This window comes from Aeromicrobium changchenzhani (genome assembly GCF_057586615.1).
On the sequence record NZ_CM172480.1, the window covers coordinates 3,475,832 to 3,501,046 of the forward strand.

At 61.2% G+C, this 25,215-nt stretch carries 27 protein-coding genes and 1 riboswitch; of the genes, 14 read left to right on the forward strand and 13 right to left on the reverse strand.

What is annotated here, in order from left to right; genetic code table 11:
* Positions 1-14: 14 nt before the first annotated feature.
* The gene (locus AC2YB9_RS17455; RefSeq protein WP_487266637.1) at positions 15-1,787 is read right to left on the reverse strand and encodes a glycoside hydrolase family 15 protein; all 1,773 of its coding nucleotides are present in this window, start codon (positions 1,785-1,787) and stop codon (positions 15-17) included.
* 30 nt (positions 1,788-1,817) lie between these two features.
* On the opposite strand from AC2YB9_RS17455, the gene AC2YB9_RS17460 reads away from it, so the two are divergent.
* Positions 1,818-3,194 carry a glucose-6-phosphate dehydrogenase gene (locus tag AC2YB9_RS17460; RefSeq protein ID WP_487266638.1) on the forward strand — a complete coding sequence of 459 codons (1,377 nt, stop codon included), beginning with the start codon at positions 1,818-1,820 and terminating at the stop codon, positions 3,192-3,194.
* A 1-nt stretch (position 3,195) separates the two neighbouring features.
* Here the strand turns inward: AC2YB9_RS17460 and AC2YB9_RS17465 are convergent, their stop codons facing one another.
* Together AC2YB9_RS17465 and AC2YB9_RS17470 are read right to left on the reverse strand one after the other, a co-directional pair.
* Positions 3,196-4,338 carry an acyl-CoA dehydrogenase family protein gene (locus AC2YB9_RS17465; protein ID WP_487266639.1) on the reverse strand — a complete coding sequence of 381 codons (1,143 nt, stop codon included), beginning with the start codon at positions 4,336-4,338 and terminating at the stop codon, positions 3,196-3,198.
* Positions 4,339-4,346: 8 nt separating this feature from the next.
* A complete protein-coding gene (locus AC2YB9_RS17470; protein WP_487266640.1) occupies positions 4,347-5,510 on the reverse strand; it encodes a CaiB/BaiF CoA transferase family protein in 1,164 nt (387 codons plus the stop codon).
* A gap of 110 nt (positions 5,511-5,620) precedes the next feature.
* Between AC2YB9_RS17470 and AC2YB9_RS17475 the strand changes: the two genes are divergently transcribed.
* The 3 genes from AC2YB9_RS17475 (at position 5,621) to AC2YB9_RS17485 (ending at position 7,797) form a co-directional block, all read left to right on the forward strand.
* A complete protein-coding gene (locus AC2YB9_RS17475; protein WP_487266641.1) occupies positions 5,621-6,472 on the forward strand; it encodes an alpha/beta fold hydrolase in 852 nt (283 codons plus the stop codon).
* Complete coding sequence (locus AC2YB9_RS17480) at positions 6,469-7,287, forward strand: hypothetical protein (protein ID WP_487266642.1); 819 nt, start codon at positions 6,469-6,471, stop codon at positions 7,285-7,287. The genes AC2YB9_RS17475 and AC2YB9_RS17480 overlap by 4 nt, the downstream gene beginning before the upstream one ends.
* A gap of 87 nt (positions 7,288-7,374) precedes the next feature.
* Complete coding sequence (locus AC2YB9_RS17485) at positions 7,375-7,797, forward strand: universal stress protein (RefSeq protein WP_487266643.1); 423 nt, start codon at positions 7,375-7,377, stop codon at positions 7,795-7,797.
* Position 7,798: 1 nt separating this feature from the next.
* Here AC2YB9_RS17485 and AC2YB9_RS17490 read toward each other — a convergent pair whose 3' ends face one another.
* Genes AC2YB9_RS17490 through AC2YB9_RS17505 form a run of 4 tightly spaced genes read right to left on the reverse strand, consistent with a single transcriptional unit; the run spans position 7,799 to position 11,274 of the window.
* Positions 7,799-8,818 carry an alpha-hydroxy acid oxidase gene (locus tag AC2YB9_RS17490; protein ID WP_487266644.1) on the reverse strand — a complete coding sequence of 340 codons (1,020 nt, stop codon included), beginning with the start codon at positions 8,816-8,818 and terminating at the stop codon, positions 7,799-7,801.
* A gap of 14 nt (positions 8,819-8,832) precedes the next feature.
* Entirely contained in the window at positions 8,833-9,558 is a 726-nt protein-coding gene (locus tag AC2YB9_RS17495; RefSeq protein ID WP_487266645.1) for an amino acid ABC transporter ATP-binding protein, read from the reverse strand.
* 4 nt (positions 9,559-9,562) lie between these two features.
* A complete protein-coding gene (locus tag AC2YB9_RS17500; protein WP_487266646.1) occupies positions 9,563-10,339 on the reverse strand; it encodes an amino acid ABC transporter permease in 777 nt (258 codons plus the stop codon).
* Between the two features lie 59 nt (positions 10,340-10,398).
* The gene (locus AC2YB9_RS17505; protein WP_487266647.1) at positions 10,399-11,274 is read right to left on the reverse strand and encodes an ABC transporter substrate-binding protein; all 876 of its coding nucleotides are present in this window, start codon (positions 11,272-11,274) and stop codon (positions 10,399-10,401) included.
* A 104-nt stretch (positions 11,275-11,378) separates the two neighbouring features.
* Here AC2YB9_RS17505 and AC2YB9_RS17510 point away from each other — a divergent pair, with 104 nt between their 5' ends.
* Positions 11,379-11,924 (forward strand): PadR family transcriptional regulator, encoded by a 546-nt coding sequence (locus AC2YB9_RS17510; RefSeq protein ID WP_487266648.1) that lies wholly within the window; start codon positions 11,379-11,381, stop codon positions 11,922-11,924.
* Here AC2YB9_RS17510 and AC2YB9_RS17515 read toward each other — a convergent pair.
* Complete coding sequence (locus tag AC2YB9_RS17515) at positions 11,897-12,139, reverse strand: SCO4848 family membrane protein (protein ID WP_487266649.1); 243 nt, start codon at positions 12,137-12,139, stop codon at positions 11,897-11,899. The two genes, AC2YB9_RS17510 and AC2YB9_RS17515, sit on opposite strands and share 28 nt — an antisense overlap.
* 49 nt (positions 12,140-12,188) lie before the next feature.
* Between AC2YB9_RS17515 and AC2YB9_RS17520 the strand changes: the two genes are divergently transcribed.
* The 6 genes from AC2YB9_RS17520 to AC2YB9_RS17545 all read left to right on the forward strand — a co-directional run bounded on the left by AC2YB9_RS17520 (position 12,189) and on the right by AC2YB9_RS17545 (position 18,543).
* Positions 12,189-12,590, forward strand: a complete 402-nt coding sequence (locus AC2YB9_RS17520; protein WP_487266650.1) for a nuclear transport factor 2 family protein — start codon at positions 12,189-12,191, stop codon at positions 12,588-12,590.
* A gap of 1 nt (position 12,591) precedes the next feature.
* A complete protein-coding gene (locus AC2YB9_RS17525) occupies positions 12,592-14,616 on the forward strand; it encodes an oxidoreductase (RefSeq protein WP_487266651.1) in 2,025 nt (674 codons plus the stop codon).
* 140 nt (positions 14,617-14,756) lie between these two features.
* The gene (locus AC2YB9_RS17530) at positions 14,757-16,199 is read left to right on the forward strand and encodes an MDR family MFS transporter (RefSeq protein ID WP_487266652.1); all 1,443 of its coding nucleotides are present in this window, start codon (positions 14,757-14,759) and stop codon (positions 16,197-16,199) included.
* Positions 16,200-16,297: 98 nt separating this feature from the next.
* Positions 16,298-16,840, forward strand: a complete 543-nt coding sequence (locus AC2YB9_RS17535; RefSeq protein ID WP_487266653.1) for a DUF1697 domain-containing protein — start codon at positions 16,298-16,300, stop codon at positions 16,838-16,840.
* On the forward strand, positions 16,827-17,648 hold the full coding sequence (locus AC2YB9_RS17540; RefSeq protein WP_487266654.1) for an NAD-dependent protein deacetylase: 822 nt from the start codon (positions 16,827-16,829) through the stop codon (positions 17,646-17,648). Before AC2YB9_RS17535 ends, AC2YB9_RS17540 begins: the two co-directional genes overlap by 14 nt.
* Before the next feature lie 34 nt (positions 17,649-17,682).
* The gene (locus AC2YB9_RS17545) at positions 17,683-18,543 is read left to right on the forward strand and encodes a patatin-like phospholipase family protein (protein WP_487266655.1); all 861 of its coding nucleotides are present in this window, start codon (positions 17,683-17,685) and stop codon (positions 18,541-18,543) included.
* 24 nt (positions 18,544-18,567) lie between these two features.
* On the opposite strand, the gene AC2YB9_RS17550 is transcribed toward AC2YB9_RS17545, so the two are convergent.
* The 5 genes from AC2YB9_RS17550 to AC2YB9_RS17570 all read right to left on the reverse strand — a co-directional run bounded on the left by AC2YB9_RS17550 (position 18,568) and on the right by AC2YB9_RS17570 (position 22,451).
* Complete coding sequence (locus AC2YB9_RS17550; RefSeq protein ID WP_487266656.1) at positions 18,568-18,843, reverse strand: hypothetical protein; 276 nt, start codon at positions 18,841-18,843, stop codon at positions 18,568-18,570.
* Positions 18,840-19,526 carry an RNA polymerase sigma factor gene (locus tag AC2YB9_RS17555; protein ID WP_487268640.1) on the reverse strand — a complete coding sequence of 229 codons (687 nt, stop codon included), beginning with the start codon at positions 19,524-19,526 and terminating at the stop codon, positions 18,840-18,842. Before AC2YB9_RS17555 ends, AC2YB9_RS17550 begins: the two co-directional genes overlap by 4 nt.
* A gap of 192 nt (positions 19,527-19,718) precedes the next feature.
* Entirely contained in the window at positions 19,719-20,444 is a 726-nt protein-coding gene (locus AC2YB9_RS17560; RefSeq protein ID WP_487266657.1) for a hypothetical protein, read from the reverse strand.
* Positions 20,445-20,634: 190 nt separating this feature from the next.
* Positions 20,635-21,879, reverse strand: a complete 1,245-nt coding sequence (gene serA, locus AC2YB9_RS17565) for a phosphoglycerate dehydrogenase (RefSeq protein ID WP_487266658.1) — start codon at positions 21,877-21,879, stop codon at positions 20,635-20,637.
* Between the two features lie 56 nt (positions 21,880-21,935).
* Positions 21,936-22,022: riboswitch (ZMP/ZTP riboswitch) on the reverse strand.
* 9 nt (positions 22,023-22,031) lie between these two features.
* Positions 22,032-22,451 carry a PaaI family thioesterase gene (locus tag AC2YB9_RS17570; RefSeq protein ID WP_487266659.1) on the reverse strand — a complete coding sequence of 140 codons (420 nt, stop codon included), beginning with the start codon at positions 22,449-22,451 and terminating at the stop codon, positions 22,032-22,034.
* Between the two features lie 56 nt (positions 22,452-22,507).
* On the opposite strand from AC2YB9_RS17570, the gene AC2YB9_RS17575 reads away from it, so the two are divergent.
* Genes AC2YB9_RS17575 through AC2YB9_RS17585 form a run of 3 tightly spaced genes read left to right on the forward strand, consistent with a single transcriptional unit; the run spans position 22,508 to position 25,205 of the window.
* Positions 22,508-22,798: a metal-sensitive transcriptional regulator gene (locus AC2YB9_RS17575; RefSeq protein WP_487266660.1), complete on the forward strand. Its 291-nt coding sequence runs from the start codon at positions 22,508-22,510 to the stop codon at positions 22,796-22,798.
* An 11-nt stretch (positions 22,799-22,809) separates the two neighbouring features.
* Entirely contained in the window at positions 22,810-23,034 is a 225-nt protein-coding gene (locus AC2YB9_RS17580; RefSeq protein WP_487266661.1) for a heavy-metal-associated domain-containing protein, read from the forward strand.
* Positions 23,031-25,205 carry a heavy metal translocating P-type ATPase gene (locus AC2YB9_RS17585; protein ID WP_487266662.1) on the forward strand — a complete coding sequence of 725 codons (2,175 nt, stop codon included), beginning with the start codon at positions 23,031-23,033 and terminating at the stop codon, positions 25,203-25,205. Before AC2YB9_RS17580 ends, AC2YB9_RS17585 begins: the two co-directional genes overlap by 4 nt.
* Positions 25,206-25,215 lie beyond the last annotated feature (10 nt).

Here is a 25,215-nt window from a genome sequence, read left to right on the forward strand (position 1 = left end):
GGTTTCTGAGCCGTTCACCTGTTAGCGCGGATCGCGTCCGCAGCCTTCACGAGCGCCAGGTGTGAGAACGCCTGCGGAGTGTTGCCCGCCTGACGATCGCCAACGACGTCGTACTCCTCCGACAACAGGCCCACGTCATTGGCAAAGCCGACCAGCCGGTCCATGAGCGCGGTTGCGTCGGTCATTCGGCCGCTGTTCGCATACTGCTCGACGAGCCAGAATGAGCAAGCAAGGAAGGCATTCTCACCCGGCGCCAGCCCGTCCGCAGCGCCCCCGGTGCGATAACGAAGCAGCAGGCCATGCTCGAGCAGGTCGGACTCAAGGACCGCGACCGTACCGAGCATGCGGGGGTCGTCGTACGCACAGTAGCCAACCTGCGCGAGCACGAGAAGCGACGCATCGACCTCGGAGCTGCCAAAAGACTGCGTGTACGTGTTTCGCTTCGCATTGAAGCCGTTCTGTTCGATCGTCGCGGCGACCCGGTCGCGCAGGTCGGCCCACCGCTCGCGCGGGCCGTCGAGCTCAAACTCATCAATCGCCCGGACTCCTCGGTCGAATGCAGCCCACACCATCGCACGCGAATGGGTGAACTCGCGCGGATCGCCACGCATCTCCCACAGGCCCTGGTCCGGCGTATCCCAATGCGCCTCGAGATAGGCAAGCAGGAGGCATTGCAACGACCACGAATCGCCGGTCTCAACGACACCAGCGCGGCGCGCCTCGTGCAGCGCCACCATCACTTCACCGATCACATCGGCCTGAAACTGGCCAACCGCACCATTGCCAATCCGGACCGGGGCCGCGCCACGATAGCCGGGCAACGAGCCAATCTCCCGCTCGAACAGATCGCGCTCGCCGGCGATGCCGTACATAATCTGCACGTCCTCCGGGTCCCCCGCCACGGCACGCAACAGCCAGTTGCGCCAGGCCTGCGCCTCCTCGACATACCCGTGGCCGAGCAGCGAGGACAACGTCAGGGCGGCATCACGCAGCCATACGTATCGGTAGTCCCAGTTGCGGTCGCCACCGAAATGTTCAGGCAACGACGTCGTCGCGGCGGCGACAATTCCACCAGTCGTTTCATTACTCAAGGCGCGCAGCACCAGCATCGAGCGCACAACTTCGCGTTCGTACGGGCCGTCGTGCTCACAGCACTCCGCCCAATCGTTCCACCACGCTGCCGAGGCTTCGCACGCAGCATCGACGTCATTTGGCTCGGGAACGTCGGTGAACGACTTGAACCACGTCAGCTGGACATGGACCGTGTCGCCGGCGGCGACGGTGAAGTGCGATTCGTGGCCGTGGTCGTTGGCTTCAAGTTTTGGCCCACGCATGGCGATTGCGTCGGGACCGGCGATCGCGACAAGCACCGGCGCAGAATCATCACCGACCTGCCGTACCCACGGCATCGCCTCGGCATAACCAAATCTGATTCGTAGTTGCTGCCGCATCGGGACAGCGCCGGAGATACCCCGTACGACTCGGACAACGTCGGCACGATCATCGCGGCGCGGCATCACATCGCGGACTTCGACCTCACCTGCTGCACAGGTCCAGACAGTCCGAAGAATGAAGGTGTCATCGACGTAAGCGCGGCTGCAGGTCGCGCTCTCGTCCTCGGGCGCCAGTTTCCAACGACCATGCTCCGCATCGCCGAGCAATGCACCAAACATCGAGGCCGAGTCGTAGCGCGGCATACACAGCCAGTCGATGCTGCCGTCGCGGCCGACGAGCGCGCCGGTATGGCTGTCACTGATGAGTGCATAATCTTCGATATTGAGCGGCATACCTTTCATACTGCCCGTTACGGTGAAAATATGAGTTCTTCGATTTCGACGCTCCTCGTGCTCGGCGCGAGTGGTGATATGGCCGCAAGGCTCCTGCTCCCGGCTGTGGGGCAACTCCTCACCGCACAGCCCGAGCGTGAATTGCAGCTCATCGGCGCTGGCGCCGAGGAAGTCTCGCCGAGCGAGTGGATTGCCAAGGTCAAGTCGTCGTTCTCGACCGCTGAGGCCAAGGGCCCCGCCATCAAACGGCTACTCGCCTCGACGGTTTACCACCGCGCCGATGTGACCAAAACCGACGAGATGGAGCGGCTACTGGCCGAATGCGAGGGCACACCGGCGATCTATTTCGCGCTGCCGCCCTCGGTCACCACCAAGGTATGTGCTGCGCTGACCGGGTTGGAATTGCCCGCCGGAACCCAGCTGGCCCTGGAAAAACCATTCGGCACCGACGAAGCCTCCGCTGCGGCACTCAACACCCAATTGACCCAGCTCGTCGACGAAGATCAGATCCATCGCGTCGATCACTTCCTCGGGCGCTCGACCGTGCTCAACCTGTTCGGCCTGCGTTTTGCCAATCGGATTTTCGAACCAATGTGGAATTGCGAGCACATCGAGAAGGTCGACATCGTCTATGACGAGCAACTCGGGCTGGAAGGTCGGGCCGGCTACTACGACCGAGCTGGGGCCCTCGTCGACATGATCCAGAGCCACCTCCTGCAGGTCATGGCGACGTTGGCGATGGATCCCCCGGCGACACTCAATGCGGCCGATCTGCGCGATGCGAAGGCAATCGTGCTGCGCGCGACCCGCGTACGCGGTGGGTCATCGAAACGATCAAGCCGCCGTGGTCGCTACACCGCTGGGTCGATCGACGGCCGCAAATTGCCTGATTATCTCGATGAGCCGGGGGTCGTTGCCACGCATGGCGCCGAAACCCTTGCCGAGGTCACCTTCGAGATCGACAACTGGCGGTGGCAAGGCGTTCCATTTACGTTGCGCTCTGGTAAGGCGCTGGGGGCTCGTCGCCGCGAGATCGTCGTGACCTTCAAGCATGTCCCTCACATCCCGCACGGGCTGACCGGTGTTGAGCAGCCGACCGTCCTACGCATCATGCTCGCGCCCGACGAGATGTCGCTCGAACTCAACATCAACGGCCCCGGCGATCCGCACGACATCAATCGAGTTAGCCTCGACGCAGATTTCGGCCCCGGTCAGTTCTTGGCCTACGGCGAAGTCCTCGAGGGAATCCTCGAAGCCGATCCGAGCCTATCGGTGCGCGGCGATGTCGCCGTGCAGTGCTGGCGCATCGTGGCGCCGGTGCTCAAATCTTGGCGGGCCGGAACGGTTCCGCTCGAGGATTATCCGGCCGGCTCGAGCGGACCATCCGGTTGGACCCCAATCGGCTAGATCACAGGCCCATCGAACGACCGATGATCTCCTTCATGATCTCGGTCGTGCCGCCATAGATCGTCTGGATCCGGGTGTCGATGTACGCCTGCGCGATCGGATATTCGCTCATGTAGCCATACCCACCATGGAGCTGAAGACACTTATCGACGGTCTTCTTCTGCAATTCGGTGGTCCACCATTTGCCCATCGCCGCATCGGAGACCGACAAGGTCTTGGCGTTGAGTTCGGTGATCGAGCGATCGACGAACACCTGAGCGATCTGTTGCTCGGTCTCGAGTTCGGCGAGCACGAAGCGCGAGTTCTGGAATGACCCGATCGGCCTACCGAAGGCCTTGCGTTCCTTGACGTATTCAAGTGTCAGATCGATAACCCGGCGGCACGCAGCCGCAGCAACAACGGAGATAGCGAGTCGCTCCTGCGGCAACTTCTCCATCAGGTAGATGAAACCTTGGCCTTGCTCGCCAAGCAGGTTGCTCGCCGGCACGCGGACGTTATCGAAGGACAACTCGGCGGTGTCCTGTGCCTTGAGCCCGATCTTGTCGAGATTTCGGCCGCGTTCGAAGCCTTCGGCGCCACGCTCGATCACGATCAGCGAGAATCCCATCGCACCCGCATCGGGATCGGTCTTACACACAACAATGACGAAGTCGGCGTTGACGCCATTGGTGATGAACGTCTTGCCCCCGTTGATGACCCATTCATCGCCTTCGCGGACCGCCGAGGTCTGGATCGACTGCAGATCCGACCCGGTGCCAGGCTCGGTCATCGCGATCGCTGAAATCATCTCGCCGGTGCAGAAACGGGGGAACCAACGCGCCTTCTGCTCGTCGTTGGCATACGACAGCAGATAGGCCGATACGAGATCAGTGTGGATCACAAAACCGACGCCGCTCGCGCCGATCCGGGTGATTTCCTCTTGGAGCACCGTGTTGTAACGGTAGTCATCGACTCCGCCACCGCCAAATTCCTCGGGCATCATGAAACCGAGCAAGCCAAGGTCGCCGGCCTTCTTCCAAAGCTCACGCGGAACTATCCCCGCTGCTTCCCACTCCTTGTGATTGGGCGCGATTTCCTTCTCGCAGAACGTACGTACGGTATCGCGGAAGGACTCGTGATCGGCGTCAAAAATGTTGCGCTGCATGGTGATCCTCAGTCTTTTTGGACGGCGACGCCGTCGGTTATTAGCTGGTCAATATCGGTGATGCCCCAGGCCGTGAGCGCGTCGATTGTGCTTGCGCCGGCGGCCTCCGGCGGGGTGGTCAGATTTGCGGTAGTGCGCGAGAACCTCGGTGCGGGTGCCGGCTGGACGAGACCGTCCTTCTCGACGAACGTTCCGCGCGCGACATTGTGTGGATGGGTCGGCGCTTCCGAGATCGACAAGATCGGCGCAACGCAGGCGTCGGTGCCAGTGAAGATTTCAGTCCATTCAGCCTGTGTCTTCTGCGCGAATGCTTCAGCCAATCGAGCACGCAACACCGGCCACTCGGCGAAGTCATAGCGGTCCGGAAGGTCGGCAATACCGAGCCCGGCTTCCATGGCCGCATAGAACTGCGGTTCGAGTCCGCCGACCGACATGTACTTGCCATCGGACGTGGCATACACGTCGTAGAACGGGGCACCGGAGTCGAGCAGATTGGTGCCGCGGTCGTCGTTCCATGAGCCGGTCTGTTGCATCGAAACCATCATCGACATCAGATGTGCGGCGCCATCGACAATCGCCGCATCGACGACCTGGCCCTTACCCGAGGTCCGCGCCTCAATCACTGCGGCCAAGACACCAGCAATCAGATAAAGCGACCCGCCGCCGAAATCACCGACGAGGTTGAGTGGAATCTGTGGCGGCCCCCCGGCGCGACCGATCGCGCCCAAAGCACCGGCAATAGAGATGTAATTGATGTCGTGGCCCGCGCTCTTGGCGAGCGGCCCATCCTGACCCCAGCCGGTCATCCGGCCGTATACGAGTCGCGGATTGCGCGCGAAACAGACATCCGGTCCCAAACCAAGGCGTTCAGTCACACCGGGACGGAAGCCCTCGATCAGCACATCGGCCTGCTCAACGAGCTCAAGAACCAGTTCGACGCCGCGCGGATCTTTGATATTGATCGCAGTCGACGGGCGCCCGCGGCTCAGGATGTCTTTGTCGGACTGCGCCGTTTGGAGGGCATTGCCGCCGGGCCGATCAACGCGGATGACGTCCGCGCCAAGATCGGCGAGCATCATCGCGGCGAACGGCCCAGGGCCGATGCCGACAAGCTCGACGACGCGCACGCCGCTTAATGGTCCGGTGGATTTCTTCGTGGGTTCATTTGACACACGGTGATCGTAACAGTGTTACTGTAACGATCCCTCTATGATGCGTGCCACATACCGCCGGTACGCTCATTGCGAGATTATCACTGCCCCGTATCTGAAGGTGCTTAACCATGCCATTGTCCGAACTGGTCATCACGCGCAAAGGCGCCGGCGAGACCGTCGTCCTTCTCCATGGCATTGGCCACCGACGACAGGCTTGGAACCCGGTATTCGAACGGCTCGCCGAGTCATACGACGTGATCGCCGTCGATCTTGCTGGCTTCGGTGAATCTCCGGCTTATCCCAAAGGCGTCGCGTATGACATGGACAACGCCTGTGCCGACATAACCGCCAACTTTGCCCGCTGGGGCATCGAACGACCCCATGTCGTCGGCAATTCGCTCGGCGGCGCCATCGCACTCGAACTCGCCGCACGAGATCTCGTCGCGTCCGTCACTGCACTCAGCCCCGCGGGATTCTTCGGTTGGCCTGGCCGAATCCGAGCCGCCTTCGCACTGATTCCGATCCGTGCGGGTGCCCTACTATCGCTGTCAATCCTGCATCGGCTGCTTGGCTTCTCGATCGCACGCAGGCTGACTGGCTGGTCGCTCTACGCCAACCCGGATCGATTTGGGCGAGAAGACTACTTCGGCGATGCGAAGGCCTTGCACAATTCCAAGGCCTTCGAGCGGACGATGATCAACATCCCGACGTACGCGTTTCACGGCCAGTCGACCATACCTACGACGATTGCCTGGGGCGACAAGGACCGGATCCTCAATCCGAAGCAAGCCAACACTGCACGTACTCGACTGCCCGAAGCCAATCACGTCACGCTCCCTGACTGTGGCCACGTCCCAATGGTCGATGATCCCGAACTCATAATCCGTGTCATCAAGCAGACCATCGCACGGACCCAATCGGTACAGCCCCAATCGGTACAGCCCCAGTCGACCGTCACGGAGCTCGACGAATCGGCATGAGAGCAAAGACTTCCGGGCGACTCCGACGCCTCGATCTGCGGCAGGTCATCGAACTCATTCCGGCCTTTCGTGCCGAATGGGAGCACCTTAATTTCGATCCAGCCGGTGCGCTGATCAATCCTTTGTCGCACGAGGTCGTTCCCAAATTGCGGCTCCTCGGCGGTGAACACCGTAGTCCAGGCGCTCGCTATGCGGTTCTGATCGACAGCCACGAACCAGACCGTCCGCCGCAACGACTGGTCCTGACCACGCACGCCGATGACGGGCAACAGATCAAACTGAGCGTGACCGATGAAACCGAGATCTGGAGCGTCGACGCCGACCTGCAGCATGGACGACTGCCGACGATCAACGTCGATGGGACTATCGATCTCACCGAGCTGATTCGCAAGCAGGGCGTTCCCGGTTGTCTCGCCTGGCTGATCGGCGGGACTGGTAGCGGTCAGGCGATGGTTGACTTCACCACATTGGAGCGTCGCGGTGGCCGGCTGCTTGAGGCTAATGGACGAGCCAACCGATTCTGCGGCACGGCGATTGCCACGACGAAGAACTCCGCCAGTGAGTGGAAGGCGACCGGGCGCCTCAAGATCAGCGCGCGCGGGCTTGGCAGGATCGTGCTGTTGATCTTTGGTGGCCGGCTCAAGCGCGCGATCGATTCAGCTGCCGAGGAGTTCTGGCAGGACGCCGATCGGTGGCCGGCCGAATGGGCGGCACAGACCCGTGATCTGACCGCTGTAGTCGAGCGCGTCGGCGGCTACCAGGAGTTCGTACATCGCAGCCTGTGGGATCCGACCTTCGATCCCAATCCCGCATAATCAGCGACGACCAGTCCCTGACTCACCGCTGACCCGCGATTTGCCGTTAGGCTGCATGAAAGTGTTCATGTAGGTAGGGAGATCACCATGGCAAATGTCATTCTCGTCGGCGTCGACGGTACCGATACCTCACTCGTCGCAGCCCGCAGGGCAGCCGAACTCGCGGCCAGCACCGGCGCGAGGCTGCACATCCTGACAGCATTCGACAAATCTGAGGTCGATCGCGTCCAGGTTGGCCACGACGTTTGGGTCATCACCTCAGCTGACGGCGCCGAGGCGGTCGCCAACCGTGCTGCCGATGAGTTGCGCGAAATCACGCCCAATATCGAGAGCAGTCCGCTGTACGGCAAGCCGGCCGAAGCCTTGATCGAGGAGGCTAAGCGACTCAATGCGCGCCTGATCGTCGTCGGCAATAAGCGGATGCAGGGGATGACGCGGCTGCTCGGCAGTGTGGCGAACTCGGTGTCGCACAATGCACCGTGCGACGTCTACATCGTCAAGACGGTCTGACTCAGCGCCACGGCGCCGGCTGCACATACGACGCATCGAGTGCTCGGGCGTCGGGGCAGCCGAGCAATGCCAGGGTGTTGTCGAATTCGTCGAGCACTTGACGCAACGCTGTTTCGGCACCGGCCTGGCCGTCGTCGACCAAGCCCCACAGCAGATGGCGGCCAACAAGAACGGCATCGGCGCCGAGCGCCAAAGCTTTCGCAACCTGCCAGCCACGGCTGATGCCACCGTCGACGAGCACATCGATCCGCCCCGCGACCGTTTCGACAATCGGGCCCAGCGCATCGGCACCGGCCAGGACCGTATCAAGTTGACGGCCACCGTGATTCGAAACAATGATTCCCGCCGCGCCAACATCGATCGCACGAGCGGCATCGCCCGGCCGCAGGATGCCCTTGAGGATCACCGGTAGCCCACTCAAGGAAGCGAATCCGGCGATGTCATCCCAGGTCAGCGAGGCGTCGTGCTGGGCGAAGAGGTTGCTGATCTCAACCGAATCACGCCCCATGCCGGCTGCGACCGGATACGTGACCATGAAATCTGTTCCACGTTCACGCCAGCCCGCGACCGGAAAATCGACGGTGATGACGAGCGCTTCGTAGCCGTTGTCCTTCGCTGCTGCAACGAGGTCATATGAGATCTGGCGGTCCTTGTACACATACAACTGGAACCAGCGGTTGCCGCCAGGCGCCGCGGCAACAATATCGGCCGGGCTCGTCGTGGATTGCGAGGACAGCACCATAATCGAATCGGTCGCAGCAGCCGCACGTGCCATCGCGATTTCACCACCTGCATGTGCGTGCCGCTGATATGCCATCGGCGCAACGATGATCGGATGCGGCCGGTCGACCCCAAGCAGCCGTACGGCCGGATCACGTTTGCTGACGTCGACAAGAACACGCGGCCGCAGCGCATACCGGTCCCAAGCGGCAGCGTTGTCTCGCAGGGTGATCTCATCGCCCGCACCGCCGGCGAAATAATCGAACGCAGCCGCTTCGAGCCCGATCTGGGGATCATCCATGCCACGTAGGTTACTCAGCGGAGCCAGCGACTGAGGAACTTTTGTGTACGTGGGTCGGCGGGCGACCCGAGAATGGCCTCCGGGGTGCCGATCTCAACAATCTGACCATCCGCCATGAATGCCACCCGATCAGCTACTTCACGAGCAAAAGCCATCTCATGCGTTGCCATCATTACCGCGACGCCATCGGATTTCACCTCACGAATGACATCGAGCACCTCGCCAACCAACATGGGGTCGAGTGCCGACGTCACCTCATCGAGCAGCAACAACCGTGGCTTGAGCGCAAGCGCCCGAACGATTGCGACCCGTTGCTGTTGACCACCGGACAGGGAATCGGGATAAGCCTTTGCTTTCTCATCTAGGCCAACCCGAACAAGCAGCTCATGCGCACTGGCCGTGGCCGCCTTGCGCGATAGCCCACCCACCCGCGTCGGCGCCAGCGTGATGTTGTGCAGCACCGACAGATGCGGGAACAAGTTGTAGGCCTGGAACACGATGCCGATCTCGCGCCGAACCACATCGCTGTCGACCTTAGGATCAGTGATGTCTCGGTCGTCGAGGTAAATCACGCCGTCATCGACTGGTTCGAGCAAATTAATGCATTTGAGCAACGTTGACTTGCCTGAGCCAGACGCACCGATCAGGCATACGACCTCGCCCGGGACGACGGTTAGATCAATACCTCTGAGGACATGATGGCGGCCGAAAGACTTATGCAGTCCGGTGATTGTCAACATGGGATCACACCCCGTTCTCGCGGCGAAGCGATCTGATCGTCAGCCAATCGGTCAATCGTGCGAGCGGAATCGTCACGACGATGAAGAACACCGCAGCGACGACGATCGGCGTGAAGATGAAATCCCGGCCCGAATAGACCTGAGCTTGTCGTAATGCCTCGACCAATCCGATCGTCGACACGAGCGCGGTGTCTTTCTGCAAAGACACGAAGTCGTTAAGGAGCGGTGGCGCCACCCGCCGGATCGCCTGCGGCAAGACAATCGTGCGCATCGTCTGCCCGTAGGTCAGGCCCAAGGCCCGTCCGCTAGCCCACTGGGTCGGATGAACCGACATGATGCCGGCACGGATGACCTCGGAAACATACGCTCCATAGCTGAGCGTGAGTGCGATTGTGCCCAGCCAGAACAGGCTGGTGGGAGTCCCAGTGAGTTCAAGGGCGGGCACCCCAAAACCCACGAGAAGTACCACCAACAGCGTCGGCGTTCCGCGGAACGCATCGGTATAAATGGTCACCAAGAGTTTGATTGGCGCGAGCGCCGGCGACGGTACGACGCGAATGATCGCCACAGCTACCGCAATCACGAGGATGAAGACCTCAGCCACCATGAACAGCCGGATATTGAGGCCGAACGCATCCCAAATGCTTGGGAAGGTCCGCTTGACGTCGTCCCAGTTGAAGTAGGTTTGACGCACCCGCGGCCAGCCCGGGGATTGCATCATCGCGAAGACGAGTAGTCCCAGCACGACGATCGTTGAGATCGCGGCGATGGATCCGCGCATCTGCGCGCGTCGACGACGATAACGAGCTCGCGATTTCGCCAGCTCGCTCGGAATGTGACTCACTTCAGCTCAGGCACACTCGTCGCCTCGGAAAGCCATTGCTTCTGGAGCGCGGCAAGACTGCCGTCCTTGGTCAGCGACTTGATCGCGAGATCGAGGCATGGGGTGAGTTTGCTGCCCTTGGACAGCAACAGGCCGAACTGTTCGGACTCCCCGGTCTCGGGCTGGAACTGACCGACAATTGTGCCGCCGGTGATCTCGGCTCCGGTGAGATAATAGGCGGTCGGCAGATCGGCCACGATCGCGTCGACCTGCTTGTTCTGTAAGGACTGAGCAGCCTTGGTCGTGTCGTCATAGATGAGCGGCTTAGTGCTGGGATCGATCTGCGTGATCGCCTCCAACGACGTCGTCGCAATCTGAGCCCCTAAGCGTGCACCCTTAAGTTCGGCCAGGCTTCCGGCCGAGGCGTATTTCGAGCCCTTCAACGTGATGACTGCCTGCGCGGCGGAGTAATAGGGACTCGAGAAGTCGACCGCCTTCTTACGGGCAGCGGTAATCGAGAACTGGTTCACGTCAAAATCGAATTTTTTCTTGCCCGGCTGGATCGCCTGGTTAAAGCCAGCCTTGACCCACTTCACATCGGTCTTGGCGAAGCCCAACCGGTTGGCAATCGCATACGTCACGGCGCTTTCGAAGCCCTGGCCATTGCTCGGCTTGCCGTCCTTGAACCACGGATCGTAGGCGGGGTCGTCGGTCGCTGCAGTCAGGACGTTCTTGGTCAGCAGGGGCAACTTGTCCGGCGCGCACTGAGCAAGAGTCAGCGAAGCGTCGGCGGTGGCGGCGCTATTGTCAGTCGGCTGCGGGGAGCAACCTGCGGCAAGAGCAAAAATGGCGACGGCAGCGATGCTGCTCAGTCGAAAAAGGCGTGACGTCATGGCGTAATCCTAAGCGAGCATGAGCGGCGGTTATGACCACGCCCATCAGAGTCCATAATGCAACTCCTTGCTGTGCAACTAATTGCATAGTAAAGTCACCTTCCGTGGCCCTCGAACATGCGATCTTGGTGTCCCTCGCCGAGAAGTCGGCGTCGGGATATGACTTGGCACGTCGATTTGATCTGTCGATCGGGCACTTCTGGAATGCCAGTCATCAGCAGATCTATAAAGTCCTTGCACGCATGGAGGGCGATAAATGGGTCGAGTCCAATCTCGTCGAGCAGATCGGGCGCCCAGATAAGAAGCTCTACTCAATCACCGGCCAGGGCCGCGAAGAGCTGCACCGCTGGACCACCGAGCCAACACCGCCCGAAGCGTTGCGTAGCGAATTCGCGGTCAAGGTGCGCGGTATGCAGTTCGGTGACCACGATGCCGTGCTCGAGGACGTGCGCCGCCGGCGTGCCAACCACCAGGCGCAACTCGACTTCTACCTCGCGGACACCGCCAAGAATTTCCCCGATCCGACCGCCATCCCCGATCAGCACACCGGTGCCTATCTCGTGCTGCGTGGCGGAATTCGCGCCGAGCAGGGTGGCATCGATTGGTGCGATGAAATTCTTGCCTACTTGAGCGCGGCGGTGGACCGATGAGCTGTGACGCCCACCACCAGCACGCCGAGACCGATCAGCACCGCAACCGTGATCAACACCGCATGCACCCAGAAGAACGCGGTCGGGTCACTGTGCCAGTGCCGGCCCGCCCAAGCTCGATCGTCATCGACGACAGCCTTCGCGAAGCGCGGCCAGATCACCACATTGAAGATGCCCGCAAGGACCAAAAACCGGGCCGCATTTTTCGAGATCACCCGACCATCCCACCACACGCCCCATCACATCATCCGTCCAGGAGTAAGCATGAAAGAGTTCCGTGCAGCCGTCGAGGCTGGCGATTTCGAGTCGATCGGCGATCTACTCGCCGACGACGTCATCTTCCGCAGTCCGGTGGCGTTCAAGCCGTATGTCGGCCGACCCATCGTCCACGCGATCCTGCGCGGCGTCGGTCGCGTGTTCACCGATTTTCGTTATACGTACGACATCGCAGATGGTGACAACTCGGCGCTGATCTTCGACACGATGGTCAACGGGATAAGCCTCAACGGCTGCGATTTCATCAGGGTAAACGCAGCCGGCAAGATCAGCGAATTCACCGTGATGGTGCGCCCGTTGTCGGCTGCAAATGCCCTTGCCCAGGCCATGGGCGCCCAGTTCGAACAGATTCAAGCCGAGGCCGCCGCGGCCATGACAGAGGGTGAATGACATGACCGAATACCCACGCCTACTCTCCCCGCTCCAGGTCGGCAGCCAAACCCTGCGCAATCGCGTGATCATGGGCTCGATGCATACCGGCATGGAGGACCGAAGCAAACACATCAGTGAGCTGGCTGCCTACTTCGCCGAGCGGGCCAAGGGCGGCGTTGCACTATCGATCACCGGCGGATTCGCCCCCAATTGGCACGGCTGGCTATTGCCGGCGGGCTCGTTGATGGCCTCCAAGCGGGTCGCCGACAAACACCGTGAGATCACCGATGCGGTCCACGAACACGACGGCAAGATTGCGATGCAGATCCTGCACGCCGGCCGTTATGGCTATCACCCCTTCAAGCGCGGCGCTTCCACGATCCCGAGTCCGATCACCCCGCTCGGCAAACCCAAGGCTATGTCGACGAAAGAAGTTGACCGTTGCATTGATGATTTTGCCCGTGCCGCCAAACTTGCCCAACGGGCTGGCTACGACGGTGTTGAGATCATGGGCTCCGAGGGCTATTTGATCAACCAGTTCGTCACCGCCCGCACGAATGACCGCACCGACCGATGGGGCGGCAATGCCGATAACCGGATGCGCTTCCCGACCGAAATCGTCGACCGCGTTCGCGTCGCGGTCGGCGACGATTTCTTGATCCTCTATCGGTTGAGTCTGCTCGATCTCGTCGACGATGCACAGAGCTGGGATGAAACCGTCCAACTGGCCAAACAGGTCGAGTCGGCCGGTGCCTCGATCATCAACACTGGCATCGGTTGGCACGAGGCGCGCATACCCACGATCGTCACCTCGGTGCCGCGTGCCGCGTTCAGCTGGGTCACCGGCAAGCTGCGGCCCGAGGTCAACATCCCGGTCATGGCATCCAACCGAATCAACATGCCAGATGTTGCCGAGGGCATCCTCGCACGCGGCGAAGCCGATCTGATCTCGATGGCGCGCCCGCTGCTCGCCGACCCCGAATGGGTCAACAAGGCCGCTGCTGGCGAAGCCGATCTGATCAACACGTGCATCGCCTGCAATCAGGCCTGCCTCGATCACACCTTCCAAAACAAGCGCGCTTCCTGCCTGGTCAACCCGCGGGCCGGGCACGAGACCACTCTCGTACTGCTGCCGACCCGCGCGGCCAAGAAGATCGCTGTCGTCGGGGCTGGGCCAGCCGGACTCGCGGCGGCCACTGAGCTCGCCGGGCGTGGTCACAACGTCGAGTTGTTCGAGGGCGACCAGGAGATCGGCGGACAATTTCGCCTCGCGATGAAGATTCCTGGCAAGGAAGAGTTTGCTGAAACGCTGCGTTATTACAGCCGGCGAATCGAGACGACGGGCGTCAAGTTGCACCTCGGTCGCCGCGCCGCCGCGGCCGATCTCGATGGCTTCGACGAGATCGTCATCGCGACCGGCGTCACTCCGCGCATACCGTCAATCGAAGGCGTCGAGCACCCATCAGTGGTGTCGTATGCCGACGTCATCAAGGGCAAGGCAGCGGTCGGCAAGCGCGTCGCCGTGCTGGGCGCTGGCGGTATCGGCTTCGATGTCAGCGAGTTCCTGCTGCACGATTCGAATGAGTCGGTCGAGGACTGGATGGAGCGTTGGGGCATCGTCGATCCGTCGGTTGAACGAGGTGGACTTGGCACCAAGGTCAAGGCACCCCCGCGTCGTGAGGTCACGCTGCTGCAGCGCAAGACGACGTCGCTCGGCAAGGGGCTCGGCAAGACCACCGGGTGGGTCCATCGCGCAACGCTCAAGGATTCGGGCGTCGTCATGGTTCCCGGTGTTTCCTACAACCGGATTGACGACGAGGGTCTGCACATCACTCGCAATGCCGGGCAGGACAACGAATCGGTCGAGGTCCTGGCGGTCGACACGATCGTGCTGTGCACGGGGCAGGAATCAATGCGTGAGCTGATCGATCCGCTCGAGGCCGCGGGCAAATCCATACACGTCATCGGTGGTGCCGACGTTGCCGCCGAACTCGACGCCAAACGCGCGATCAAACAAGCGACCGAGCTTGCCGCCCGCCTCTGATTGAGGTTTCCCACGATAACCCCGAAAGCTGACGCTTATGACAGGTTGCAACCTGTTAGGAGTGACAGGAACCGGGGTTATCGTGGGAAACTGGCAACGGGTGGGAATGGTTGCGGGATAAAACCGGTTGTGACTGAACAATGACCACCGAGAGCTCACCGCAATCGGCCGTGGGTTTCCGCTCGGAGCGCGGCCCGATTCTGGTCGCCGTGATGCTGTGCGTGGGCCTTGTTGCGATCGACGCGACAATCCTCGCCACCGCAGTGCCGTCGGTGGTCAAGGATCTCGGCGGCTTCTCGCAGTTCCCCTGGCTGTTCTCGATCTACTTGCTCGCGCAGGCCGTCTCGGTACCGATCTACGGCAAGTTCGCCGATATGGTCGGGCGCAAACCGATGATGTTGCTTGGCGTCGCGCTGTTCCTGACCGGCTCGATTCTGTGCGGCGCGGCCTGGAGCATGGGCTCATTGATCGCTTTCCGCGCGTTGCAGGGCCTTGGTGCCGGAGCGGTCAACCCCATTGCGATGACGATCATCGGCGACATCTACTCGGTGGCCGAGCGCGCTCGCGTCCAAGGCTATGTCGCCAGCGTGTGGGGTATGGCCTCGGTGATCGGCCCAACCCTCGGCGGGGTGTTCTCCGACTACCTGTCTTGGCGCTGGATCTTCTTCGTCAACGTTCCGATCGGCGCCGCTGCGGCATATATGTTGATCCGCAAATTCGACGAAAAGGTCACCCGTAGGAAGCACAGCATCGACTACCTCGGTGCGGTGTTGCTGACAACCGGCTGCTCCTTGTTGATCCTCGGCCTGCTCGAGGGTGGAGTCCAGTGGGCGTGGAACTCCGGGCTCAGCATCACTACTTTGGCCGGCGGTGCCGTGCTCTTGGTCCTGTTCGCCCTAGTTGAGCGCCATGCGAAAGAGCCAATCTTGCCGCCATGGGTGTTCCGGCACCGTATTCTCAATGGCAGTTCGGCGGCGAGTCTCATTGTGGGTGTGCTGGTAATCGGCCTGACATCATACGTCCCGTTGTACGTGCAGGTTGTGCTCGGCCGGGGCAAACTCGTCGCTGGCTTAGCAGTCGCAACCTTATCGATTGGCTGGCCGATAGCGTCCGCCATATCTGGTTACTTCTATCTTCGTATCGGCTTCCGCAACACCGCCTACATGGGGGCCGCCGGAGTCATTATGGGGCTGGCGATCTTGCTGACTGTGGACGGCGACAGCACGGTCTATCACCTGTCTGGCGCCTGTTTCGTGATCGGCACCGGCCTCGGCTTCATTGCCGCACCGACCCTCGTCGCGGCCCAATCGGCGGTAAGTTGGCGGCAGCGCGGCGTTGTAACCGGGGCCAATCAGTTCGCCCGTTCGGTGGGCAGCGCAGTCGGCGTCGCGGCTTTCGGTGCGATTGCCAACGGTGTCGTCACGCGCCGGCTCGGCGCAAAGGCCGACGATCTCCAGCACGTGTCGCGCATGATCCTCGAACCGGCGATCCACAGTGTGTATGTCGCGGGTGCCATCGCCGGGGTCTTCCTGCTCGCGGCGATCATGATCATCCCGAGCACGATCACGCCGATCGACGAATGACGGGTTTACCACGGTCCCCCGGCAAACCTCATCTGGACGCAGCAAGTATGCCGTGCGCAGATCCAACTCTCCGGGGGACCGTGGTAAACCAGTGACGTATGGGGACGAAGCGAATCATCTGGTTGCGGGCAGTCAATGTCGGCGGCGCGAAACTGCCGATGGCCGAACTCCGTGAGCTCATGACGAGCCTCGGCGCGACCGATGTCCAGACCTACATACAGTCGGGCAATGCTGTATGCGTACCGCCGGGCGATCCGACTGATTTCGATCGGGCGCTGGAGCATGCGATCGAGGCGCGCTACGGATTCTTCCGCGAGTCGATCTCGCGCACGCCAACGGAGGTGCGCGACGCGCTCGCTACCTACCCCTTTGACGCCAATGATGTCGCCGGCCAACCCAAACGCGCCTATATATCGTTCCTGCTCACGCCACCGACGGCCGATGCAGTCACCAAGGCACAGACCTTTGCTACCGGCCGCGACGCTTGGCAGGTCATCGGCCGTGAACTCCACATCTTCCATGCTGGCGGTGCCGGCAAACCCGCAATGAAGACTGCCTCGGTGCTGCGCGCACTCGAGGTTCCGGCGACGGCCCGCAACCTGGCGACGATCGGGGCGGTGATCGCTCTTGCCGACAATTGACAATGGCCCCGGCCCGTTCAGGTCGCTCCTCGCCGACCACACGATGCTGGTGCTGACCGGCGCCGGCATCTCGACCGACTCGGGCATTCCCGACTACCGCGGACCCAACTCGCCAGCCCGGCTGCCGATGACATTTCAGGATTTCCGCTCCGGCCCGGCGGCTCGGCAACGCTATTGGGCACGCGCCCACATCGGCTGGCAACGAATGACCTCCGCTCAACCCAATGCCGCCCATCGTGCCCTCGTACGGCTGCAGTCGGCAGGTCGGCTGAGCGGCCTGATCACGCAGAACGTCGATGGCCTGCATGGCTACGCCGGCCATCGTGGCGTGATCGACCTGCACGGCCGCCTTGACCAGGTCACCTGTCTCGACTGCGGGGCAAGCACCACGCGTTCGGCGCTGCAAGACCGTTTGAGTCGACTGAATCCCGGCCATACCGAACGCGCCGTCAGTTTCGCGCCCGATGGCGATGCTGAGTTGGAGGACACCGCCGACTTTCACGTCGCTGACTGCGACCGTTGCGGCGGGATACTCAAGCCCGATGTCGTGTTCTTCGGTGAAAACGTGCCAAAGGATCGGGTCGCCCGCTGCGTCGATCTCGTCGACATGGCGGAGTCGCTCGTTGTTCTCGGCTCGTCACTGCAGGTCATGTCGGGATTGCGATTCGTACGACAGGCGCGCAAACGCGCCATCCCCATTGTGATCGTCAACCGTGGTGCGACGCGCGGCGATGATCTTGCCGACCTGAAACTTGAGGCTGGGTGCGCCGAAACGTTGACGGCCTTGGAGCGCGCTACTATCATGTAGATATCTATTTTTTAGAACTAAGTCCGGTGTTCTGATGAAACAACGAACCGCATTCGTGCTCTCTGGTGGCGGAAGTCTGGGCGCCGTCCAAGTCGGCATGTTGCAGGCGCTGCAGGAACGCGGCATCGTCGCTGACCTATTGGTCGGCACCTCGGCCGGAGCCCTCAACGCGGCCTATATCGCTAGTCACGGCATGTCCGATGAGAGTTTGTCCGGACTCGCCGCCACCTGGCGCTCGGCGCGGCGGACTGATCTGTTTCCGGTGGATCCGATCCGGCATACCTTGGCGCTCCTCGGCCGCCAGCGCTCTCTGTTCTCCAGCCGCGGACTGCGCAAGATGATTGAGCACAATCTTGATTTTTCTGATCTCCAAGATGCTCCGATTGAGTTTCACGTCGTCACAACCGATCTGCTGTCAGGGAAAGAAGTGGTGCTATCGAAGGGCGATGCCACCGATGCGATTCTCGGCAGCACCGCGATACCGGGCTTGTTGTCACCCGTCCAGCGAGACGACATGTCGCTCGTGGACGGCGGTCTTGCCGACAACGCTGCGATCTCGGTGGCCGTCGACGCCGGCGCCGATCGGGTATTCGTCCTCCCGACCGGATACTCCTGTGCACTCGCTGAGCCACCAAAAAGTGCGTTAGGCGTTGCCATGCACGCGGTGACGCTGCTCATTCAACAGCGGCTGATCACCGATGTTGCCTACTACGCCACTCGCATCGATCTCAATGTTCTGCCGCCGATCTGCCCGCTTGCGGTGTCAGCGATCGACTTCGGTCACGCCGACGAGCTGATCAACCGCGCGCATGCTTCCTCTGCAGCCTGGATCGATGAGGGCGGACTCGATCGACCGCATCCGGAGGCATTCCTCTCGATGCATCGCCACGAGTGACCACCCAAATAATGACGTTAAGCGTCACCCGGCGGTCAAACGAGCCAAGATCGGTTCGGGCTCGATTCCACTATCGACGGACACTAGGACAGCCAAGGTCTGTGCTTCTTCGAGACAGGCCGAGCAGCCAAGCAGATGAGCTTGCATCGTCGGCATCGAAACCGACGCCCCGGCCGCAAGAAGTTCGACATACTGGTCGATCAACCGAAAACAGTCATCGCATGACAACCACGGATCGGTGTCCAAAATCAACAGCCGTGCTGTCGCTTCGGTCAAAGGTCGCGAAGATGTTTTCATCATTTCACCTCCTGTGAAGTCGTTGTAGCGAGTAATCCGCTCGAGCTCAGATGGACGCGCAGCCGTCGTCGCGCATCATGGAGCGTCTTGTACAGCGCGTTTCGTGTCGAATTCAGACGATCCGCGAGCACATCGACCGGAACGTTGTCCACCAGCAACGCGACCACGACGCGCCGTTGATGCGGGGTCAACACGTCGTCAAGAGCCTCCGACACTGCAGTCACAAACTCAGTGCCCTCGACATACTGCTCCGGCGAACTGCCCGACGACGGCGGGTCCGGGAGCTGTTCAAGTGGCACCTCACGATGCCGCCACATATTGCGTCGCACTTCGACAGTTGCATGCAAAACTCCAAATTTGTAAGCCCAGGTCGTGAAGCGGCTTCGGCCCTCGAACGTCGCCAGCTTGCCTAACGCGGCAACGGTCGCCTCGTCAGCAGCCTGGTGAATGATTTCGTCCCAACGGACCGCGCCGATCTCCGGCAATGTCATATACATTCGCGATATCTGGTGTCGAGCGGCGCGCAGCATCAATTCGTGCAGCCGTTGCACCGCCGCATCATGCTCAGCACCAGACCCTGACAGCGGCCCGATCCATTCGATGTTGGCCGCTTCAAGCATCGGCACCTGATGCGCATCGAGCCCCGCCGAATCTATTTCTTGGACCCGTTCAAGCGGCGACATCATCACGACTCGCGCCCAAACGTCTCGCCGTGAACACGAGAATCTTGCTTCGGTCGATAAACGGCGAGATCAATCCTCATGTTTAGTTAGTATCACCGTTTGCGCCAGTCTTACGCCGTTTTGCAAATAAACTTTAGTTGCGGGGTGCTTACCCGACGATTGGTCAGGAGCACCCCACAACTCAGGCGCTACTCTTCAGGCCGCGAACTTCTTCGGGAAGGCCGCAATGATGCCGGCACTGAGCATGTCGGCCATGTCGATCATGTGCTTCTCGGCGATTTCATAGGCCGTGATGCTGTCGGCGTACTTTCCTTTGATCTGATCGCTGGCATAGACAACGGTCTGGTCGATGTGGCCCTTCATCATCGAGCGCATCTCGGCCTGCTTCCAGTTGTCCGGGTTCGCCTTAGCGAGGAAGTCTGCGATCGCGTCAGCGTTGGCGTAGGTCTTCGTTGCGGCCGCCTTGAAGGCAGCATCGTCGCCGGCCTTGGCTGCGGTCACAACCGCGACTGCATCGGCGATGTGCTCCTTGAGCAGTTTCGTCAGCGCCGCACCAGCGTCGTCGCCGTAGTAGGTCTTGATCGCATTGCCGATGTCGTCTTGATTCTTCATGAGGCGTGCTGCGGTCGCGTCAAAACCCTTCGAGCCTGCTGCGGCAGCCGCGATCGCGGCGTAGGTCCACTCCATGTGTTGCGACCACAGCGAGCGCATCGCGTCGTACAGAGCCACTTGCGAAGTATTGCGCACACCTGCGGGTGTCACCGCATTGTCGTGCGATTGTGCGGTCGAGGAGTTTTGTCCGGCAGCTGAGGAATCGTCGGACCCGCACGCGGCCAGTCCGGTAGTAGCGATCAGCGCGGAAGCAATCAGTGCGACCGCCTTGAGCCTCGGCGAGGTTCCGGTCTTCATTGCTGTATTCATGATGAGCACCTTTCGTAGGGTGCCCAGTTAGTGACCGTATGCGGCCCGCTCTTACCGACTAAAAAAAGATGATTAATAACGGTAAGAACCGCAACAATCAGGAGAGCTTGTCTTTAAAACCCGCTGGGTCCGACGTTTCGGCCCCAAAGTCGCTGAAAATAGGGCCGAAACGTCGGACTCACGGGGTTGGTCAGGAGAGCTGGCGCAACCTGACCGTCTCAGGCAGATCGTTGAGCGCGGTCAGCACCTCGATCGCCACGGGCTCACCGAGGTCGGTGATGACATAACCATTCTCGCCCTTGGTCGACAACGACTGCGCCTCGATATTGACCTTGTGCTCACCGAGGATGCCATTGATCGTCGCAAGGACGCCCGGTGCATTGCGGTGAACGTGCACGAGGCGATGCCTAGTCGCATCTGCGGGCAGGTTGATCTCGGGCAGGTTAACGCTTAACGACGTGCCGCCATTGGCGACGTAGTTGTAGAGCTTCGACGCCACGAAGCGGCCGATATCCTCTTGGGCTTCCTCGGTCGAACCACCGACATGCGGTGTCAGGATGACGTTGGGCAGCCCGCGGACCTCGGAGTCGAATGCCTCGCCCTGCTTCTTGGGCTCAATCGGGAAAACGTCGAGCGCGGCACCGGCAATGTGGCCCGATTCGATGTGCTTACGGAGTGCGGCAGTATCAACGGCGATGCCACGCGACAGGTTGATGAACAGTGAACGCGGCCGCATACGACACATCTCGGCGTCACCGAACAGGCCCGCATTGCCCGGTCGACCGTCGACGTGCAACGTGACCACATCGGAAACCTCGAGCAACGCTTCAAGGGTCGAGCAACGGGTCGCGTTGCCGAGCGCCAATTTATCGTCAATGTCGAAGAAGTAGACCTTGAGGCCGAGCGCCTCCGCGATAACCGAGAGTTGGCTGCCAATATTGCCGTAACCGACGATGCCGATATTGCGGCCGCGGATCTCGTGGCTGCCGGAGGCCGACTTGTTCCAGATGCCGGCATGCATGTCGGTGTTCTTCTCGTGCAGACGGCGCGCCAACGAGATGATCTCGGCGATCGCGAGTTCGACGACACTGCGCGTGTTGGAGAACGGCGCATTGAAGACCGCGACGCCGCGCTTGGCGGCCGAGGCCAGATCGATCTGGTTGGTTCCGATGCAGAACGCGCCGACGGCGAGCAGGTCGGGAGCGTTCTCAAGCACCCGGTCGGTGACATTCGTGCCCGAACGTACGCCAAGAACATGGACGCCCTCGAGCGCCGCGATCAAGTCGTCCTCGGTAAGCGCACGATCGGCAGTCTCAACCTGATATCCCTTGCTGCGCAAGAAATCAGTGCCATCGACGTGAATGTTCTCCAGTAGGAGCACCTTCATATCGTGATCGGCAATTTTGTTCGTGGGGGCAGGGGCATTGTTGGTCATAGTCGTCATCGTGGTCACGCGGTCATACCTCTCGTCGGCTGTTGTGAACAGTGCAACGTGAGGGCCCAGGCGTACGGTCCCGCTGTCATTGGTCGGTCGCTCCCTGGTGGTCACCCACCTCAACGCCAGTCGCGTACCGATTTGCCTCCAGCCTACCGCGTGGCGAAACGCGCCAGAGCCTCCGGCGGAACCTCCTGCTCAAGGTTGGCGAGCCGCACCTGACCCTGTGCCATCAACTTGCCGTCCTGATTAACGGTATCGACGTGCCATAGTTGCTGCGAACGACCGCGATGGATCGGGGTCGCGGTCGTCGTCATGACATCGCCGAGCGCACCCTGGCGCAGGAAGTCAGTTGAATTGTTCGACCCAACCGCGACACCTTTGCCGGCTAACCAGAGGAAGGCAGCAATGCTGGCGGTTGATTCGTGCACCGCACAGTAGGCGCCACCGTGCGGCAGCCCGAATGGTTGCAAATGTTTCTCGGTGACCGGCCAGGACACGACGACGCGATCGGCCGTCGTCTCCACATAATTAACTTCGAGGACGCCATCTAAGCCCGAAATCTCACTCATGGGTCGACTGTATGCGGGGGATTGCTTTTCATACCCCTAGGGGGTACACATAACGTATGACTGGAACTCCGGGCTACAGCGACGACAAGGTCGCAGTGCTCAAGCGACTCAAACGGATCGAAGGACAGGTCCGTGGCATTGAGCGCATGGTCGAGGGCGATGTGTACTGCATCGACGTGCTGACCCAGGTTGCCGCGACCACCAAGGCGCTCGAAGCGGTTGCGCTCAAATTACTCGATGAACATCTCTCCCATTGCGTCGTGGACGCGGCTCGCAAGGGTGGTCCCGAGGCCGCCGAAAAGGTTGCTGAAGCATCCGCCGCGATCGCCCGACTAGTACGTTCCTGAAAGGACAACTTATGACCACCTACAACGTTTCCGGAATGACCTGTGAGCACTGCGTCGGAGCAGTTCGGTCCGAACTCAGCGAACTCGAGGGCATCGAGACCGTCGACATCTTGCTCGTCGCCGGTGGCATCTCGACCGTCACCGTGACCGGCAATGCCACCGATGATCAGATCGCCGAGGCAATCGACGAGGCTGGCTATGCGCTGGCCCGGCCGGGCGAGCTGCCGGTCGTATGACCACGCAGCTGCACGATGGCCAGACCACCCAAACGATCAAACTCGACGTCGGTGGCATGACCTGCGCATCGTGTGCCATGCGCGTTGAGAAGAAACTCAACAAAATGGATGGGGTCTCCGCGAGCGTCAACTATGCGACCGAGAAGGCCACCGTCCACACCACCGAAGGTGTGGATGTCGACGACCTGATCGCAACGGTCGAAAAGACTGGCTATTCAGCCACACGAGAAAGCACCGAAGGTGCGCCGACTGATGCCACCGCGCTGTTGCGCCGCGTGGTGATCTCCGCCGCGCTGGCGCTCCCCGTTGCGGTTCTATCGATGGTTCCGGCACTCCAGTTCGACTATTGGCAGTGGATTGCGCTCCTGCTCGCGACCCCAGTCGTGACATGGGGCGCATGGCCATTCCACGCTTCTACCTGGGTCAATGCACGGCACGGCGCAGTCACGATGGACACGCTAATCAGTATCGGCGTCAGTGCGGCCTACCTTTGGTCGCTGTGGGCGCTGTTCATCGGCGATGCCGGAATGATCGGCATGACGATGCAATTCGAATGGTTCGCGCAAGGCTCCGGAGCGCACGAAATCTACCTCGAGACGGCAGCCGTCGTAACGGTGTTCATCCTCACCGGAAATTACCTCGAGGCCAGAGCCAAACATCAATCCGGCGCAGCCCTTCGCGCACTGATGGATCTGGGCGCGAAGCAGGTGACCGTCGTACGCGATGGAACCGAGCAGGCGATCCCCGTCGAAAGCCTGGTTGTCGACGACGAATTCGTTGTCCGACCCGGCGAGACGATCGCGACCGATGGGCTTGTCATCTCGGGCCATTCCTCGATCAATGAGTCGATGCTGACCGGCGAATCCATGCCAGTCGAGGCGATACCGGGCGACACCGTGACCGGCGCGACCGTCAACCAGACGGGACGGTTGCTCGTACGTGCGACCGCCGTTGGCGCCGACACCCAGCTGGCACAAATGGCGCGTCTCGTCGCACAGGCCCAGGAAGGTAAGGCGGACGTTCAGCGTCTCGCCGACCGTATCTCGACGTGGTTCGTGCCCGCCGTCATTGTGATAGCGGCCGCAACACTCGGCACCTGGATCGTGCTGGGCAATCCGGTCGTGGATGCGTTCACCGCCGCAGTCGCCGTACTCATCATCGCCTGCCCGTGTGCCTTGGGTCTGGCGACACCGACTGCGCTGATGGTTGGCACTGGCCGCGGCGCGCAGCTGGGAATCCTGATCAAGGGTCCGCAGGTACTCGAATCAACCAAGAAGATCGACACGATCGTGCTCGACAAGACCGGCACGATCACATCCGGTCACATGACCGTCAGCGCTGTCACAGCACACGAAGGATTCACCGCCGACCAGCTTCTGGCCGCTGCGGCGGCGGTCGAGAACGCCTCTGAACATCCGATCGCACGGGCCATCACCACCCACGCACGGGACCTACTCGGCTCGGTGGCCCCGGTGTCTGATTTCAGCAGTACGACCGGCAGTGGTGTGCAGGGGATCGTCGATAGCCACACCGTCACAGTCGGTCGAGCGGCCGCCGAAGCGGTGACCACCGCCGAGGACGGAACCACCGTCGCGGTCACGATCGACGGGGTATCCGCCGGCACTATTGCGATTACCGACACGGTCAAGCCAACCTCAGCGAAAGCGGTCATGGATCTGCGCGGACTCGGCCTCGAGCCGATCCTGCTCACTGGCGACAACTCGACCGTCGCTCACGCGGTGGCGGCCGAAGTTGGCATCGAGCAGGTGTTCGCCGAGGTGACGCCAGCCGACAAACTCGCCATGATCATCAAGCTTCGTGCCGAAGGCAAGGTCGTCGCAATGGTCGGCGACGGCATCAACGACGCCGCAGCGCTCGCAGCCGCCGATCTAGGCATCGCGATGGGAACCGGCACCGATGTCGCAATCGAAGCCTCCGATCTGACGCTGGTCAAGGGCGACCTCGCGACCGCCGTCGACGCAGTCCGGCTCTCCCGGTCCACACTAAAGACCATCCAAGGCAACCTGTTCTGGGCGTTTGCCTACAACATTGCAGCGATTCCGCTGGCGGCTTCCGGCTTCCTCAACCCACTGATCGCCGGGGCCGCCATGGCATTCAGCTCGGTATTTGTCGTGACCAACAGTCTCCGGTTGCGGAGATTCCAGGCCTGATTGTTGTTAG